This is a genomic window from Alteromonas sp. C1M14 (assembly GCF_018860965.1).
Classification (GTDB): Bacteria; Pseudomonadota; Gammaproteobacteria; order Enterobacterales; family Alteromonadaceae; genus Alteromonas.
In genome coordinates, this window is sequence record NZ_JAHKQF010000008.1 from 631468 (window position 1) to 647909 (window position 16442).

Consider the following 16442-nt stretch of genomic DNA (forward strand, 5'->3'; position numbering starts at 1 on the left):
GTTATGACCGACCAACAACTTGATGAAAATAAACTTATTGCCGAACGCCGCGCGAAACTGAGTGCGATTCGGGAACAATGCCGTGCAAATGGCTTTCCTAATAATTTCCGTCGTGAAAATTATGCTGAAGAGTTACAAAAGAAATTCGGTGAATTAGATAAAGAAACACTGGAAAGCCAGGGTAACAAGGTTTCTGTTGCAGGCCGCATAATGGCAAAGCGTGGACCCTTTATATTACTTCAGGATATGACAGGGCGCATTCAGGCCTATGCTGATAAAGCCACGCAAAAAGAAATTAAAGCAAAATTCGGCTCTTTAGATATTGGCGATATTATTGGTGTGGCGGGTGCGTTGCATAAATCTGGCAAGGGCGATTTGTATGTCAACATGGAAAGTTGGCAATTGTTGACAAAAGCACTGCGTCCATTACCAGAGAAATTTCATGGCTTAAGCGATCAAGAAACCAAATATCGCCAGCGTTATGTTGACTTGATCACCAGCGAAAAAACCCGTGAAACCTTTAAAATTCGTAGTGCAATTATTAATGGTATTCGTCAGTACCTTACCAATAAAGATTACATTGAAGTAGAAACCCCCATGTTGCAGGTTATTCCTGGTGGTGCCACAGCAAAACCGTTTGTGACACACCACAATGCCATGGATATCGATATGTACCTGCGAATTGCACCCGAGCTCTACCTGAAGCGTCTGGTTGTGGGTGGTTTTGAGCGCGTATTTGAAATTAACCGTAATTTCCGCAATGAAGGTTTGTCTACGCGTCATAATCCAGAATTCACTATGTTGGAATTCTATCAAGCCTATGCAGATTACAATGATCTGATGAACTTAACCGAAGATATGTTACGCAAGCTGACAAAGGATATTTTAGGTTCTAGTGAGTTGGTAAATACAGAGCGTGATAGTGACGGCAATGTGATCAGTGAAACCCATTACGATTTTGCTAAGCCGTTTGAACGTTTGAGTATGGGTGATGCCATATTGAAATACTGGCCTGAGGCAAATGAAGCCGCTATTCGCGATCCAGAAGCCAATTTGGACGAGATGAAGGCCATGGCAAAACAACTGCATATCAAAGAGCCTGAAGTGGATGGCATTTGGGGAGCAGGTAAATACCTGTGTGAGATTTTTGAAGCAACGGCAGAAGAAAAACTCATTCAACCCACCTTTATCACCGCTTACCCATGGGAAGTATCACCCCTGGCCCGTCGTAATGATGATAACCCATTTATTACCGACCGCTTTGAATTCTTCGTGGGTGGCAGAGAAATTGCCAATGGATTTAGCGAGCTGAACGATCCTGAAGATCAAGCAGAGCGCTTCCGCAAACAGGTTGAAGAAAAAGACGCCGGTGATGATGAAGCCATGCACTTTGATGATGATTATATTCGTGCATTAGAATATGGCCTGCCTCCCACAGCAGGGCAGGGAATTGGTATCGACCGTCTGACTATGTTGTTTACTGACAGTCCAACCATTAAAGACGTGATCTTGTTCCCTCATATGAAGCCACAAGGCGCAGAAAGTCACGATTAATTACTTAAGGGAAAGCGCCCTTATTTTTTGATATAAACCGGTATTGATGGGAACATCAATACCGGTTTTTTTTGCCTGTCTCACTAAAAAACCACTGATCCCTTCTATTTCGCTTTGTCGCCCATGATGAATGTCTTGATGCATACTGGAATAATTGTTGGCGGTTTGCGCAATCACCTTTCTCACCCTTGCCACTAGGCTTTGGGTGTCGGTTGGAAAACCACAGGCAGTCATAACCATGGCAGTCTCGCTACAAATATTGTGTATTTGACGTTGATAGTGAGGGTGTTTTAATGCCCCATTGGTTACATCGTCAATCGCGGTAAGGGGGTTGATAACCAGGTTTATGGCCAGTTTTTCCCACAAGGCTGCCTGAATATTTTGTTGCCATAAAACCGGCGGCAAACAGGCATTAATTTGTGCCGTCACCCGGTTGTTTAACAACGCTTGCTCGTTGGATGTGCCGTGGACGGGGGCTATGACGCCCAATTTTGTTTCTCCCATGCCGGTATGCTTAACCTCTTGGGCCGAAACCTTAAGCGCACCATGGCTGGTGGTGGCCAGATATAAGGGGTTATCGGGCAATAACGACGTCAGCACCTCATGGCCGCCCATGCCATTTTGTAACAACACAACCGGTGTGTCAGGGCACAATAAATGCCGCCATTGCTCAATGGCCGAGGCTAATTGGTAGTATTTCACCGGCACGATCAGTAAATCCCTTGAGGATAGGGCGACAGGTTCACGGTTATGTAAGGTTGTGGAGGTACCATCCATATGGACAACATTCGTTACCGCAGGCCGTTGGCGACGCAACAGCACCGAGTAAGGAGATTGATTCCGCTGGGCTCCGGCGGCGAGAAGCGAGCCGATTGCACCGTCGCCCACTATAGCGATATGAGAAGTCATCATAGCTCAGTATCAGAAGGTTTCTTTATTGTCGGTAAGGTAAATTTGGGCCACTTCATCCTTTCAATATCCTCAATTTTAGGCAGCCACTGGGTAAGCACGTCCGCTGTAAAATGGTGGCCTTCGTTAGGCGGGCAACAAATACGAAAGGTTTGATTTTGATAAATAAAGACTAACCCATAAGCATGCAAGCTTACCCTATCCTGAGGGGCGGCGCCGCCGTACAGTGTATCGCCCGCGATAGGCGCCCCTAAACTTTTCATTGCCACTCGAATTTGATGGGTCTTGCCAGTAAGGGGCTTGACGAGGGCAACCCGGCCTACCTGAGGAAGGTGATAACTGAAAAATTGTGTTACGGCGGGGTTATGTCGGGTTTTTAGCAATACATGCTGACCCCTACGGCGGTTTTTCATATCGCCCACCAGGGTACCTTGCTTTTTCGATGGCTTAGTCGATAGCACCGCAAGATAAAATTTTTGGATCTGTCTTTGGCTAAATAACTGGCTAAGCTGTGCTGCTGCCGTTGGGTTCCTCCCAATTAGGAGGCAACCGGAAGTGACGGTATCTAAGCGATGACATAAATACAGACGGGATTCGCCAGTAAGTGCTGCCAATACGGTAATAATGCCGTTTTCACCATCATGCATAGGTGTGCCAACCGGTTTATTAACAATGTAAAAATCCGGATGAGTAAATACAATATCGGCGGATGAAAAGGGACTAGCCACGAACTAAGGTTAAGGCTGTGTCGTAATCAAGCTCGTCGATGGCATCTCTTACCGATTGTTGTAGAGCAGGATCCGAGGTGGTTTCGGTTAGCCATTCATCTAATTGATCTTGAGCGATAAATTCACTCTGTTCTAAGGCCTGAATAAAAGCTTCTGGGGCTAAAAGACTGCTTTCGTTCGTGGGCAAAGGTGATGTCGCCGTTGCTTGTGGTGAGCGTTGTGGTGGCGCGTCAATTAAAGAGGGGGTCTGATGGAGTTCATCGATATATGAAAGTGTGGTCGACAAGGTAAAGCAGAATGCCGAAAAAGATGAAGGGGTCCCCGGATTGGCTTTCAATTCATCTTCTGTTTGTTTACAGGCTTGATGTAATCGCGAGATCCCCAAATTACCCGCCACACCTTTTATCGTATGAAGGTGAATTTTTGCTTCTTGCCATTGTTCGTTTCGCAGCATGGTATTGAGTTTATCTTCCGAGTCCTGATATTCGTCGGCAAATTTTTGCAATAGACGTAAAAACAGCGTTTTATTCCCACTTAACTGGGACAAGCCAAACTCAAGGTCAATGATCTTTGCGGCAGAATCCATAATTACTCCGAAAACGTGTTTATCACAGTGTATTTCATTGTGTAATAAATTGATACAAACGACATAACTTGGTATAGGTTTTATAATGCATTTTCTGGTAGGCTGCACCCTTACATTTGTTTTCAGAAGCATTATTACCTTTTTCGCTGTCCTAAAAGGACGCACCATTGATTTTATTGAAAATGCATTTATAAAATGTTTAAAGAAGGAAGCCTGATGGCATTATCTTTACCCATAAAAGTGGTTCTTTGCGCTAGCATTGTTACGTTGTTATTGGGCTGTCAGGCGAAAGCGCCTGAACATAGATCTCCGGCTAGCAATTCGTCAGATATTCACATTCCCCATACTAAATATACATTAGATAACGGCCTGACCGTGATCTTGCATGAAGATCATTCCGATCCATTGGTTCATGTTGATGTCACGTATCATGTGGGCAGTGCTAGAGAAGAATTGGGGAAAAGTGGCTTTGCTCACTTTTTTGAGCATATGATGTTCCAAGGCTCTGAGCACGTAGCGGATGAAGAACACTTCAAGATAATCACTGAAGCTGGGGGCACCTTAAACGGCAGTACCACTACAGATAGAACAAATTATTTTGAAACTGTTCCGGCTAATCAGCTAGAAAAAATGCTATGGCTAGAAGCGGATCGTATGGGCTTTCTTTTACCCGCGGTAAATCAAACCAAGTTTGAAAACCAGCGTGAAACTGTGAAAAACGAACGGGGGCAACGGGTGGACAACAAACCCTACGGCCTGCGCTCAGAAAAAAACGGTGAGGCTCTCTATCCCACCGGACATCCTTATTCTTGGTCTACCATCGGTTATATGGAAGATTTAGACCGGGTGAATGTTAACGATCTCAAAGCCTTTTTTAAGCGCTGGTATGGACCTAATAATGCGGTGTTAACCATTGGCGGAGATATTGATGTTAAGCAAACGCGACAATGGATAGAAAAGTATTTTGGTACGATTCCCAGAGGCCCTGAAGTCGAAGAGCCTAAGCCCCAACCGGTGGTGCTATCTGAAGACCGCTATGTGACCTTGGAAGACAAAGTCCATTTACCACTATTACAAGTGACCTTTCCCACTGTTTACGCTCGCCACCCAGACGAAGCACCGCTAGACGTGCTGGCCGATATACTCGGCGGTGGTAAAACGTCCTTGTTCTACAAAAACTTGGTTAAAGAAGGGTATGCAGTACAAGCGAATGTTGCCCATCCGTGTAAAGAGCTCGCCTGTGAATTTCAACTATTGGCGTTGGCAAATCCTCAGCGTATGCCTACTTTAGCGGCGTTAAATGATCTGGTGAACAACACCTTGGCTGAATTTGAAGAACGTGGTGTTGAAGATGATGATCTTGCACGGACCAAAGCGGGCATTGAAGCATCCACCATATTTGGTTTGCAAAGTGTTGCCGGCAAGGTCAGTTCATTGGCCAGTAATGAAACCTTTTATGGCGAGCCGGATTTAGTTGCTGCCGATTTGCACCGGTATAGCAACGTCACCGCAGACGATGTGATGCGTGTTTATCGACAATACATCAAAGGTAAGCATAGTGTTACCGTTTCGGTTGTTCCTCAAGGGCATCCGGAAGTGGCAGCCCACGAACAAACCTTTGCGCTTGGTGAGCGGGATATTGGTGATGTCACGCTAGTGAATACCACGGTTACTCAGCCAGTTATTCATGATGATTTTGATCGCTCGGTTGTGCCTAAAGCCGGTCCGGCACCGGTGGTTCGTGTCCCTGCGTTTTGGGAAACCCAGCTGACTGATAATATCGATATGCTAGGTGTTACCAGTGATGAAACGCCAACGGTAACATTAACTATCAATCTGGAAGGCGGGATGTTACTCGACCCAGTAGAAAAAGCCGGCTTGGCAAGTTTTACTGCCGCCATGATGAATGAATCTACCACCCATTATGCAAACGAATCCCTGTCTAATGAATTGGCGAAATTAGGCAGTCGTATTCAATTTAGCGCGTCAGGAAGGTTTACCCAGATTTACTTGTCATCATTAACAAAAAATCTCGATAAAACGCTGGCATTGCTAGAAGAAAAACTGTTTCACCCCGCATTTTCAGAAGCGGATTTTACCCGTTTGAAGAGCCGTATGATGCAAGGTATGCAACAGAGTATGCGGAACCCAGGCTATTTGGCAGATCGGGCAAAAGATTACGTTTTATTTGGTGACAGTAACCGGGTTAGTTTGCCTAATGGCGGAACGTTAGAAACCGTCAATAATATTACCCTTGATGATATCAAGCGGTTTTATAACAGTTATTACTCACCGTTTAATACCAGTGTGGTTGCGGTAAGTAATCTAAAACAAGCCGATATCGTATCAGCACTAGGGTTTTTAAAAAATTGGCAAGTAAAACCTTACACCATTGCCAACCAAGGTGAGTTTCCGCAATACAGTGGAACCCAAATTTTCTTAGTGGATAATCCTGGTGCGGTACAATCTGCAGTGCATATCGTTAAACGGGCGTTGCCATTTGACGCCACCGGGGATTATTTTCTTACTAGGTTGATGAATTTCCCTCTTGGCGGTGGGTTTAACAGTCGAGTAAATCTGAATCTACGGGAAGATAAAGGCTATACCTACGGCGCTTCCACTTCGTTTATTGGTGGCAAAACCTTAGGTTGGTTCGATGCTCAGGCAGACGTTAACGCCGTGAGTACCGTAGACGCGATTAAAGAATTTATTAGTGAAATAAAGCGGTTTCAGGCAGGCGGAATGACGGCACAAGAACTGGCCTTTATGCGCAATGCCTTTACCCTTAGTGACGCCCTTGAGTATGAAACACCAAGTAGTAAGGTGGCATTTCTTCGACAAATGCAGGCGTATGATTTACCAGATAATTACAGAGAAATTCAAACTGATTTGATTAATCAAGTTAGTCTTGAGACTCTAAACAGCGTGGCCAAAGAGCAGCTAAATGTAGATGACATGCAAATAATCGTAGTGGGTGATAAGGCCAGCTTGGAAGCACCGCTGGCAGAACTTGGCTACCCCATCGTGCCGTTGTCGTTTTCTGAAAATAAATGATTGTAGATTGCTATTGAATTTTACGGGGAAGCCCCAAAAATAACGGGCCCCCGTTACCAGTATGGATAAATACGTTGACCTCATCAAAGCTTAATTTTACGCGTCGCCTAGAGGCGATGAAAAATGCAGAGTGTTTAAGTGCACTGCGGGATATCAAACATGGTGTAGAACGAGAAGGGTTACGTATCAAGCCTTCCGGCACTTTGGCCAGTACGCCTCACCCCGTAAAGTTAGGCGCTGCGCTAACTCATGAGTGCATCACCACGGATTTTTCTGAATCCTTGTTAGAGTTTATTACTCCACCGATGGCAAACAGTGAAGTGACAGAAGCCCAATTAAAAGATATTCATAAGTTTGCTCTTGAGAATATGGACGATGAAATACTATGGCCCATGAGTATGCCGTGTTTTATCGACGATGAGGCCCATATTCCGTTAGCCTATTTTGGCGAGTCTAACGTGGGTAAAATGAAACGGGTTTATCGTTTAGGACTAAAAAATCGTTATGGCAGTATGATGCAGGCCATTGCCGGGGTGCATTTTAATTTCTCATTGCCAGATTCATTTTGGCAGCAATGGGCAGCCATGAACGGGGAGGCGTGTACTCAGGATCAGATTTCCGCAGATTACTTTTCACTGATTCGTAATTATCGCCGGCTTTGTTGGCTGTTACCCTATTTATATGGTGCTTCGCCAGCCTTATGTGGGTCTTTTATTGCGGGGAAATCAACCCATTTGCCCTTTGAAAAAGTAGGTAAAGGTTCGGTTTATCTTCCCTATGCGACCTCTTTGCGTATGAGTGATTTAGGCTATACAAACTCAGAGCAGTCAGCATTACAAATTTGCTATAACCATTTAACCACCTATGTGGATAAATTGCGCAGTGCTATGTACACCCCTTCAACCAGTTTTAAACATTTTGCTGCAGGAGAGGGCGGCCATTTTCAACAGCTGTCGAAAAATATTTTGCAAATTGAAAATGAACTGTATTCACCCATTCGACCTAAGCAGCCCACTGAATCTATGGAAAAGCCCACAGATGCATTGGTGAAACGAGGTGTGAGCTACGTCGAAGTTCGGGTATTGGATGTCAATCCATTCTCACCTGTGGGTATCGATAAGGCACAAATGGACTTCTTGGATGTCTTTATGGTGTCTTGCTTGCTGATGGATAGCCCTGAAATGACCGCCGAAGAGCTTCAAGAAGCACGAGAGAATATGGACAAGGTGGTATTGGAAGGCCGTGACCCTGCCTTAACCCTGTCTAATCATGGCGAAAGTACTTTATTTAGCGCTTGGTCGGCTTCATTGTTCGATGTTTTCAGACAGACCGCTGAGTTGCTAGATGAAGCTAACGGTAACCAAGATTATTCTCAGGCCGTGGAAATGCAATGGGAGAAAGTCTTACAACCGGCGTTGACACCGTCGGGCAAAATACTGTCGCAATTACTCAAAGAAAATATGGATAACAGTACCTTTGGTCTTAAATTAGCACATCAGTATGCCCAAGATATTGCCAATTATGACTATCGCTTTTATTCACAAGAGGGATTTGAAAACATGGCGAAAACCTCTTTGGCCATGCAAGAGGAAATTGAGTCTGAAACCCAAGCGCCATTTACAGACTTCATCGAAGATTATTTTTCTGCCCCGTTAGCAACGAAAGATGACTGATAAACAGACAAAAAAAATGCCTGGCAAAACTGCCAGGCATAAATATTGTTCCAGGGAAACACACACATTTTGCTAGAACACTTATTTGGACATCATTCTGTGAAAAAGTTCATTTGGAATTTACATTTTTTCCGCTCAGCTATTTATTTTCTTCCCCTACTTTTGCTTAGTGGTTGTGCTACTTCGCCGCCACAAGACACCAGCAATATTTGCGAAATATTCTACGAGAAAGATGATTGGTACGATGCCGCCGCAGACACTCGTGATAAATGGGGGGTACCTATTCATGTGCCCATGGCCATTATGTATCAGGAGAGCTCATTTCGGCACGATGCTTTACCGCCAAAAGACTATGTGTTTTTCGGTTTAATTCCATGGGGGCGGGTGAGTTCAGCTTATGGTTATTCTCAGGCTAAAACCATTACTTGGTCTGACTATGTTAAAGAAACCGGTAACAGCTGGGCTGATAGAGATGATTTTGATGATGCTATGGATTTTATGGGCTGGTTTATTTCAAAATCATACAAGATAAACGGTGTTTCTAAGTGGGACGCGTATGCGCAATATCTCAATTACCATGAAGGGTGGGGCGGTTATCAGCGTCGCTCGTACGATAAAAAGCCATGGCTTAAAAAAGTAGCAGGTAAAGTGAAAGCGCGTTCGTTACGTTATGCCGCACAACTGAAAACCTGTGAAGAAGATTTACAGAAAAGTTGGTTTTGGAAGTTGTTTTCGTAATGAGTGTTGATGGATATCGTAAATAGTACAAGGTAAAAAGAAAGGTAGGCAGGCGCACCACACACCTGCCTACAATCGACGCTAAGCCAAGACCGTTAATCACCCAACGTCGAACAGGCAGGATCAATATATTGCAAATGATAATGATTTGCAATAGCGTTTTGTAATTAATTTCTCATCTTTCATAAAAGACAGTTGATCTAGGTCATTTTTCGCCCTTAGGAGAAAAATAGCCATTGATACAGATCACGGAATCTCATCGTTAAGTAGCGCACACTTATTTCATACCGAAATGAGGAGAGACCACATGTTTATGATGATGTTAAAAGATCCCGTGGTTTGGGGGTCACTGCTAGGTATATTCATTATGATTGTCATGATGGCGTACTACACCTATTTATTCATGCACAACAGTGCGGGTGATGACTAGCCGGCATTGAGTGGGTCGAGGGTTTCGACCAACACGAGTAACGCGCCTTGCCCCCCATATTCCAGGGGTGCCTGATGAAACGCTTTGACATGGGGGTGTTGAATTAGGTAGTGGGGCAAGGCGTTTTTTAATATTCCCGATCCAATTCCGTGGACGATGGCCACACAATCAATCAGTTCCTTGCGTGCAGTATAAAGCAATGCAGAAAGCTCTTGCTTAGTCGAGTCACGATTCAAGCCGTGTAAATCTAACACCAATTCAGGATAAAAATCTCCCCTGCGTAACCGCTTCAAGCTATGGGTTGGCTCGTCGGGCCGGCAATAGCGCATAGGACCTTGTGTCGGCAAGCTGGCTTGGTACATATCAGAGAAAGCAAAACTGGCATCAAGTAGACGCCGCTGCCGATGATCTGGGGTGCTGGCAGAGTGTAAACGTTTTACTGGTTTAACCCGGCGCTCATGCTCATAGGTGTCTTGCTTTAACGGCTTGATCCCGGAGACTGCATCGCGAAATAGCGATAAATCTTCATCATTGTCCGGTTTCCCGTTATTTGTCAAAACCTGTCTCCTCGCTGGGCTATCATCGCCGTCTATCACACCGTGTCGAAATTGTGTTGGGAGTCTTCCCGAGTTTCGGTATGATACCAGCTTTATTTCAGGCAATGTACTACACCCGATGACCGATAAAATATATTTAGATGAAGCCATTAATGAACTACACAGTATTTTAGATATGGTGAGGTGGTCTGTTAGTCGATTTAATGATGCCCAATTATTTTATGGCCACGGAACAGATAACAGTTGGGATGAAGCGGTGAGCTTAGTCATGCACGGGCTGCATTTGCCCCATGATTTACTTGCTCAAACCGGTGATGGCTTGTTTGCTGCCAAATTGACCTGCTCAGAAAAAGAGAAAGTGGCAGATTTGGTGTTAAAGCGAGTACAAACGCGCATGCCATTACCCTATATCACCCATGAAGCTTGGTTTTGCGATTTGCCCTTTTACGTGGATGAGAGAGTGCTCGTTCCGCGCTCGCCGTTTGCCGAATTAATTAAAAATCGTTTTGCCCACTATGTGACCGATGAACCTGCCCATATTCTTGATATGTGCACTGGTGGCGGTTGTATTGCCATTGCCCTTGCCCATGCCTTTGAACATGCACAAGTCGATGCGGTGGATATTTCACATGACGCCCTTGAAGTGGCCGATTATAATATCCAAGAATATCAACTAGGCCATCGGGTCTTTCCTATTCATTCGGATTTATTCTCGAGTTTGGAAGGGCAGCAATACGATCTTATTGTGTCAAATCCCCCCTATGTCGATGAACAGGACATGGATGATTTGCCAGATGAATTTCAGCATGAGCCTGAGTTGGCTTTGGCATCTGGGGAAGACGGTTTAGATTTGGTCCAGCAGATGCTCGAACAAGCGCCGTTGTATTTGAAAGAAAACGGTTGGTTGCTAGTGGAGGTGGGAAACAGCCAGGTACACATGGCAACCCGTTTCCCCTCACTGAACGTAGAGTGGGTAGAGTTAAAGCATGGTGGACACGGCATATTCGCCGTATCTAAAGCGTCCTTGGTTTCTTATTTTAATGGAAAGGAAAAGTAATTCAGATGGCAGGTAATAGCTTCGGAAAAATGTTTACTGTCACAACCTTTGGTGAAAGCCATGGTATTGCCATTGGCGGTGTGGTGGATGGTTGTCCGCCAGGATTAGCGCTTACAGAGGCGGATTTACAGACAGATCTGGATCGTCGAAAGCCAGGTACATCCCGTTATACCACCGCGCGACGGGAAGGCGATGAAGTACAAATCTTGTCTGGGGTCTTTGAAGGTCAAACCACAGGCACCAGTATTGGTTTGCTGATACAAAATACGGATCAACGTAGTAAAGATTACTCGAATATTTCCGATCGCTTTAGACCGGGTCATGCTGATTATACCTACCACCAAAAGTACGGCACCCGTGATTACCGCGGTGGAGGGCGTTCATCTGCCCGAGAAACCGCGGTTCGAGTTGCCGCTGGTGGTATTGCGAAAAAATTTCTCAAGCAGGAATATGGCATTGAAATTCATGGCTACCTTTCCCAATTAGGGCCAATAAAGGTAGACACAGTTGATCATTCGGTAACAAACACCAATCCATTTTTTTGCCCAGATGACAGTAAGCTCGAGGCTCTAGATGCCTACATGCGGGAACTTAAAAAGTCCGGTGATTCCATAGGGGCGAAAGTCTCTGTGATCGCGACAGGCGTGCCGGTGGGCTTAGGAGAGCCAGTTTTCGATCGTCTTGATGCGGATATTGCTTCGGCCATGATGGGCATTAATGCGGTTAAAGGCGTTGAGATTGGTGATGGCTTTGATGTGATAGAGCAAAAAGGGAGCGAACACCGAGATACCCTGACCCCAGACGGTTTTGCTAGCAACCATGCTGGCGGCGTACTTGGCGGTATTTCCAGTGGTCAAGATCTCGAAGTTCACATGGCATTAAAACCCACTTCCAGTATTTCCGTACCAGGTAAAACCATTGATGTGGACGGTAATGAAATCGACATCGTCACCAAAGGGCGCCATGATCCTTGTGTCGGTATTCGAGCCGTTCCTATTGCTGAAGCCATGTTAGCCATTGTGTTGATGGATCATTGTTTACGCCATCGGGCCCAAAACAATGGGGTAACTACCCAAACGCCGGTGATCCCTGGCAAGAAAGCGTAAACCATTGCTTCTTGAATTCTGCACTATGTTGTGCGTGTTATGACGGCTCATTCACGCACCAATATCCTCTTGTTATCGCTAACCTACTGGTTGTACTTCGGCCAGTTAGGCGTGCTTACGCCTTATTTGGGGATTTTTTTAGATGGCCGCGGGTTTAGCTCAGCGGATATTGGTGAACTCTGGGCGGTGATCACCTTGTCCCGCATTATTGGGCCTTCGTTATGGGCAAGTATTGCTGATAAATCCGGGAATGCCATCAATGTGGTACGTCTTGGCTGTTTTCTTACCGTCATTTGTTTTACTTCGGTGTTTTGGTTTAACAGCTTTTGGGGTTTAACACTGGCATTCGGGCTGATGATGATGTTTTGGACTGCCGTTTTACCTCAGTTAGAGGTGATCACCATACAAACGGTTAAACCTACGAAAGTCAGTTACGGCCAAGTTCGTCTTTGGGGGAGCATTGGGTTTATCGTGCTAACTGTGGTGGTGGGTAAAGCGTTGGATCATTACTCTTCAGAAGCCCCCATCTATGCCAGTTTAGTGGTGCTCATCGGCTTGTTTGTTAGTACCCTTTTTATTCAGCAACCACAGCAACAACCTCTCAAACAAAGCGAACATGGCTCCTTGTGGCGGGTGGTGAAAAACCCCACATTTATGTGGTTTTTGCTGTCAGCGTCTTTACTGCAGGTTAGCTTTGGCGCTTACTACGGCTTTTTTGCCCTGTACATGCGCGATCTTAATTATTCGGGGCAGGTAACGGGTTTGCTTATTGCCGTGGGCGTAGTGGCTGAAATTGGTATTTTCCTTATTGCGCGGCGATTGATTCAACGATTTGGGGTCTATTTATTGCTGCTTGCTTGCCTTGTGCTCACGGCTCTCAGGTGGTTTGCTCTGGCTCAATGGGCCGAATACACCGCGGTGGTGGTGTTTAGTCAATTAATACACGCGTTAAGCTTTGGTTTAGCTCACGTTACCGCTATGCATTTTATCACCCACTTTTTTCCAGCTCAGTTTCAAAGTCGAGGACAAGCGGTTTATGTCAGTGTGGCGTTTGGTTTAGGCGGGGCAGTGGGGAATTACGTGGCTGGCCAACTATGGCAGCAAGGGGCGCAAGCGTTTGAAACCTTTATGTTTGCTGCATTGGCAGCCTTATTGGCTGCCATCAGCCTTCTATTTTGCGATAACAAAACGATGAACCGTCAAGGGTAAAAGGGCCTTCTTTACCTTAACTAGGCAACAGTGCTATTTCGTTTACAGCTTGCAATAATTTCGGTGTCACCATTGTCCATGGTCTGCTCTAAAGATACATCAAATTTCCACAACCTAAATAAATGGCGCATTACCTCCTCTTTGGAATTGGCAAGGGGGATCCCTTTTTGTGGTATGTAGCGAAGGGTGAGTGAACGATCGCCACGCACATCCACGTTATAGACTTGGATATTAGGTTCTAAATTACTGAGGTTGTATTGGGCTGACAACTTTTCTCTGATAGCAAGATATCCCTGTTCGTCGTGAATCGCGCTTACGCTGACAAAAGGGGCGCTGGCATCGTCTTCAATGGCGAAAAATTTAAAATCTCGGATCAGTTTAGGAGAGAGAAATTGACTGATAAAGCTTTCATCTTTGAAATTACGCATGGCAAAATGAACGGTTTCTAGCCAGTCTTTACCGGCTACATCGGGTAGATAATATTTATCCTCCTCCGTGGGGTTTTGACACATACGTTTAATATCCATAAACATATTAAAGCCAAGGGCGTATGGATTAATCCCTGAATAATAGGGTTTATTGTATTCTGGTTGCATAACCACGCCGCTATGGTTATGCAAAAATTCCAACATAAACCGATCAGTGACCAGACCTTCATCGTACATTTGATTCAAGATATGGTAGTGCCAAAAGCACGCCCAGCCCTCGTTCATGACCTGAGTTTGTTTTTGCGGATAAAAATACTGGGATACCTTTCTTACGATGCGCACAAGTTCCCGTTGCCACGGCTCTAATAGAGGCGCGTTTTTTTCAATAAAATACAGTAGATTTTCTTGAGGCTCAGGGGGAAAACGTTGCTGCTTGGGTTTATTATCTAACGGATTATCCGGTAAGGTACGCCATAACTCATTCACCTGAGATTGCAGGTATTTTTCCCTTTCTGCCTGGCGCGCTTGTTCTTCTTGCATGGAAATTTTTTGCGGACGCTTATAGCGATCAACCCCGTAATTCATCAAGGCATGACACGAATCTAAGGTATTTTCTACTTCATCTGTGCCATAGCGCTGTTCACATTGGGCAATGTACTTTTTGGCAAAAACCAGGTAATCAATTATCGAACTGGCATCAGTCCAAGTTTGAAATAGATAATTTCCCTTAAAAAACGAGTTATGGCCGTAACAGGCATGGGCCATTACCAACGCTTGCATGGTAATGGTGTTCTCTTCCATAAGATAAGCGATACATGGATCAGAGTTGATCACGATCTCATAGGCGAGTCCCATTTGTCCGCGCCGGTAATTTTGCTCTGTTTGAATAAACTTTTTACCAAAGGACCAGTGAGAATAATTTATGGGCATACCGATACTGGCATAGGCATCCATCATCTGTTCTGCGGTAATCACTTCAATTTGATTAGGATACGTATCGAGCTTGAAGTTCTTTGCTATGCGGTCGATATGTAATTCGTAATCTTCCAACATGGGGAAGGTCCAGTCAGGACCATCACTAAGGGGTGTTTGAAACGGTTTTGTTTGTACACTCATGAAACACCTCCTTGCGCCGTTTCTTGTTCAGACTTTCTGAATAACTCACGGAATACAGGATAGATATCGCCCACAGTCTGAATATGTTTGCAGACAAAATTCTCACACAAATTTTCCACGTTTTGATACTCCCGCCATAAACTCTGATGCTGGCGCTCGGTAATTTCTATATAGGCAAAATAGCGCGTCACCGGCAGTATGTCTTTCATCAATAAGCTTTTACACAAGGGAGAGTCATCGGCCCAGTTATCACCATCGGAGGCTTGAGCGGCGTAGATATTCCAGTCACTATCCACATACCGCTCTTTGACAATTTCATCCATTAATTTCAAAGCGCTTGAAACAATGGTGCCACCGGTTTCTTGGGAGTAGAAAAATTCTTGTTCATCCACTTCTTTTGCCTGAGTGTGATGGCGAATGTAAACCACCTCAACGTTCTCGTATGTGCGGCTAAGGAAAAGATACAGCAGAATGTAAAATCGTTTCGCCATGTCCTTGGTTGCCTGATCCATCGAACCAGATACATCCATTAAGCAAAACATCACCGCTTTGCTGGTAGGCACAGGGCGCTTGTCAAAATTCTTAAACCGCAAATCGAAGGTATCGATAAAAGGTACGCGGGCTATTTTTTGTTTAAGGGCCTCAATTTCTTTTTCCAGCGCTAAAATGGCCAAGGTGTTTTCGTGCTTGTCGGCTTGAAGGAGCGCAAGTTCGGCTTCTTTTTCTTTTAACAGGCGTTTACTGCTGCCGGTTAAGGCTATACGGCGAGCTACCGAACCTTTAAGGGAGCGCACGATATCAAGGTTACTCGGTACCCCATCGGTTTGATAACCGGCGCGATAGGTTTCGTATTGCATGACTTTATCAAATTGATTTTTTTTCAGATTCGGCAACGCCAAATCGTCAAACAGCAAATCGAGGTATTCGTCCTTTGAGATAGAAAATACGAACTCGTCTTCTCCTTCCCCTGCGTCACTGGCATCGCCCTGACCTTGTCCTTGGCCTCCCTGAGGGGGCGGGCGATCGATCTTATCACCGGTGGTAAATTGATCGTTACCCGGATGGACAACGGTTCGCTGTCCACCGGAGCCGGTATGGAAAACCGGCTCTTTGATATCCCTTGCCGGTATACTAATTTTTTCACCGGTTTCCAAATCGGTAACAGAACGTTGTCCTACTGCATCGGACACGGCTCGCTTTATCTGTTGCTTATAACGACGGAGAAAGCGTTGTCGATTTACGGTGCTTTTGCCTTTGCTGTTTAATCGTCGGTCAATAAAATGCGCCATAGATGTCT

Annotated in this window: 14 protein-coding genes; 8 read left to right on the forward strand and 6 right to left on the reverse strand. The window is 45.1% G+C overall.

Features of this window, described 5'->3' with window-relative positions; translation table 11 throughout:
- Positions 1 to 3 precede the first annotated feature (3 nt).
- The gene (gene lysS / locus KO501_RS07495; RefSeq protein WP_216029010.1) at positions 4 to 1554 is read left to right on the forward strand and encodes a lysine--tRNA ligase; all 1551 of its coding nucleotides are present in this window, start codon (positions 4 to 6) and stop codon (positions 1552 to 1554) included.
- Here the strand turns inward: lysS and KO501_RS07500 are convergent, their stop codons facing one another.
- The 3 genes from KO501_RS07500 to KO501_RS07510 are packed head-to-tail and all read right to left on the reverse strand — an operon-like array spanning position 1555 to position 3777.
- Positions 1555 to 2466 carry a 2-dehydropantoate 2-reductase gene (locus tag KO501_RS07500; RefSeq protein WP_216029011.1) on the reverse strand — a complete coding sequence of 304 codons (912 nt, stop codon included), beginning with the start codon at positions 2464 to 2466 and terminating at the stop codon, positions 1555 to 1557.
- The gene (locus tag KO501_RS07505; RefSeq protein WP_216029012.1) at positions 2463 to 3191 is read right to left on the reverse strand and encodes a TIGR01621 family pseudouridine synthase; all 729 of its coding nucleotides are present in this window, start codon (positions 3189 to 3191) and stop codon (positions 2463 to 2465) included. The genes KO501_RS07500 and KO501_RS07505 overlap by 4 nt, the downstream gene beginning before the upstream one ends.
- Entirely contained in the window at positions 3184 to 3777 is a 594-nt protein-coding gene (locus KO501_RS07510) for an Hpt domain-containing protein (protein ID WP_216029013.1), read from the reverse strand. Before KO501_RS07510 ends, KO501_RS07505 begins: the two co-directional genes overlap by 8 nt.
- Positions 3778 to 3993: 216 nt before the next feature.
- Between KO501_RS07510 and KO501_RS07515 the strand changes: the two genes are divergently transcribed.
- The 4 genes from KO501_RS07515 (at position 3994) to KO501_RS07530 (ending at position 9672) form a co-directional block, all read left to right on the forward strand.
- A complete protein-coding gene (locus KO501_RS07515) occupies positions 3994 to 6831 on the forward strand; it encodes a pitrilysin family protein (RefSeq protein ID WP_216029014.1) in 2838 nt (945 codons plus the stop codon).
- 116 nt (positions 6832 to 6947) lie between these two features.
- Complete coding sequence (gene gshA, locus KO501_RS07520) at positions 6948 to 8504, forward strand: glutamate--cysteine ligase (RefSeq protein ID WP_216029066.1); 1557 nt, start codon at positions 6948 to 6950, stop codon at positions 8502 to 8504.
- 99 nt (positions 8505 to 8603) lie between these two features.
- Entirely contained in the window at positions 8604 to 9242 is a 639-nt protein-coding gene (locus KO501_RS07525) for a hypothetical protein (RefSeq protein ID WP_216029015.1), read from the forward strand.
- A gap of 307 nt (positions 9243 to 9549) precedes the next feature.
- Positions 9550 to 9672 (forward strand): DUF3149 domain-containing protein, encoded by a 123-nt coding sequence (locus KO501_RS07530; protein ID WP_216029016.1) that lies wholly within the window; start codon positions 9550 to 9552, stop codon positions 9670 to 9672.
- Here the strand turns inward: KO501_RS07530 and smrB are convergent.
- Positions 9669 to 10229 (reverse strand): endonuclease SmrB, encoded by a 561-nt coding sequence (gene smrB / locus KO501_RS07535; protein ID WP_252728193.1) that lies wholly within the window; start codon positions 10227 to 10229, stop codon positions 9669 to 9671. The two genes, KO501_RS07530 and smrB, sit on opposite strands and share 4 nt — an antisense overlap.
- A gap of 118 nt (positions 10230 to 10347) precedes the next feature.
- Here smrB and prmB point away from each other — a divergent pair, with 118 nt between their 5' ends.
- Genes prmB through KO501_RS07550 form a run of 3 tightly spaced genes read left to right on the forward strand, consistent with a single transcriptional unit; the run spans position 10348 to position 13601 of the window.
- The gene (prmB, locus tag KO501_RS07540) at positions 10348 to 11286 is read left to right on the forward strand and encodes a 50S ribosomal protein L3 N(5)-glutamine methyltransferase (RefSeq protein ID WP_216029018.1); all 939 of its coding nucleotides are present in this window, start codon (positions 10348 to 10350) and stop codon (positions 11284 to 11286) included.
- Positions 11287 to 11291: 5 nt separating this feature from the next.
- Positions 11292 to 12392 (forward strand): chorismate synthase, encoded by a 1101-nt coding sequence (gene aroC, locus KO501_RS07545; protein WP_216029019.1) that lies wholly within the window; start codon positions 11292 to 11294, stop codon positions 12390 to 12392.
- 39 nt (positions 12393 to 12431) lie between these two features.
- Positions 12432 to 13601: an MFS transporter gene (locus tag KO501_RS07550; protein WP_216029020.1), complete on the forward strand. Its 1170-nt coding sequence runs from the start codon at positions 12432 to 12434 to the stop codon at positions 13599 to 13601.
- A gap of 20 nt (positions 13602 to 13621) precedes the next feature.
- On the opposite strand, the gene KO501_RS07555 is transcribed toward KO501_RS07550, so the two are convergent.
- Both KO501_RS07555 and KO501_RS07560 read right to left on the reverse strand, forming a co-directional pair.
- Positions 13622 to 15145 carry a SpoVR family protein gene (locus KO501_RS07555; protein ID WP_216029021.1) on the reverse strand — a complete coding sequence of 508 codons (1524 nt, stop codon included), beginning with the start codon at positions 15143 to 15145 and terminating at the stop codon, positions 13622 to 13624.
- Positions 15142 to 16434, reverse strand: coding sequence for a YeaH/YhbH family protein (locus KO501_RS07560; RefSeq protein WP_216029022.1), 1293 nt, complete (start codon positions 16432 to 16434; stop codon positions 15142 to 15144). Before KO501_RS07560 ends, KO501_RS07555 begins: the two co-directional genes overlap by 4 nt.
- Positions 16435 to 16442 lie beyond the last annotated feature (8 nt).

What these genes read in the sequence shown, in the direction of transcription:
- lysS (WP_216029010.1), top strand. Translation starts at nt 4, where the DNA reads ATGACCGACCAACAACTTGATGAAAATAAACTTATTGCCGAACGCCGC.
- KO501_RS07500 (WP_216029011.1), bottom strand. Translation starts at nt 2,466, where the DNA reads ATGATGACTTCTCATATCGCTATAGTGGGCGACGGTGCAATCGGCTCG.
- KO501_RS07510 (WP_216029013.1), bottom strand. Translation starts at nt 3,777, where the DNA reads ATGGATTCTGCCGCAAAGATCATTGACCTTGAGTTTGGCTTGTCCCAG.
- KO501_RS07515 (WP_216029014.1), top strand. Translation starts at nt 3,994, where the DNA reads ATGGCATTATCTTTACCCATAAAAGTGGTTCTTTGCGCTAGCATTGTT.
- gshA (WP_216029066.1), top strand. Translation starts at nt 6,948, where the DNA reads ATGAAAAATGCAGAGTGTTTAAGTGCACTGCGGGATATCAAACATGGT.
- KO501_RS07530 (WP_216029016.1), top strand. Translation starts at nt 9,550, where the DNA reads ATGTTTATGATGATGTTAAAAGATCCCGTGGTTTGGGGGTCACTGCTA.
- prmB (WP_216029018.1), top strand. Translation starts at nt 10,348, where the DNA reads ATGACCGATAAAATATATTTAGATGAAGCCATTAATGAACTACACAGT.
- aroC (WP_216029019.1), top strand. Translation starts at nt 11,292, where the DNA reads ATGGCAGGTAATAGCTTCGGAAAAATGTTTACTGTCACAACCTTTGGT.
- KO501_RS07550 (WP_216029020.1), top strand. Translation starts at nt 12,432, where the DNA reads ATGACGGCTCATTCACGCACCAATATCCTCTTGTTATCGCTAACCTAC.
- KO501_RS07555 (WP_216029021.1), bottom strand. Translation starts at nt 15,145, where the DNA reads ATGAGTGTACAAACAAAACCGTTTCAAACACCCCTTAGTGATGGTCCT.
- KO501_RS07560 (WP_216029022.1), bottom strand. Translation starts at nt 16,434, where the DNA reads ATGGCGCATTTTATTGACCGACGATTAAACAGCAAAGGCAAAAGCACC.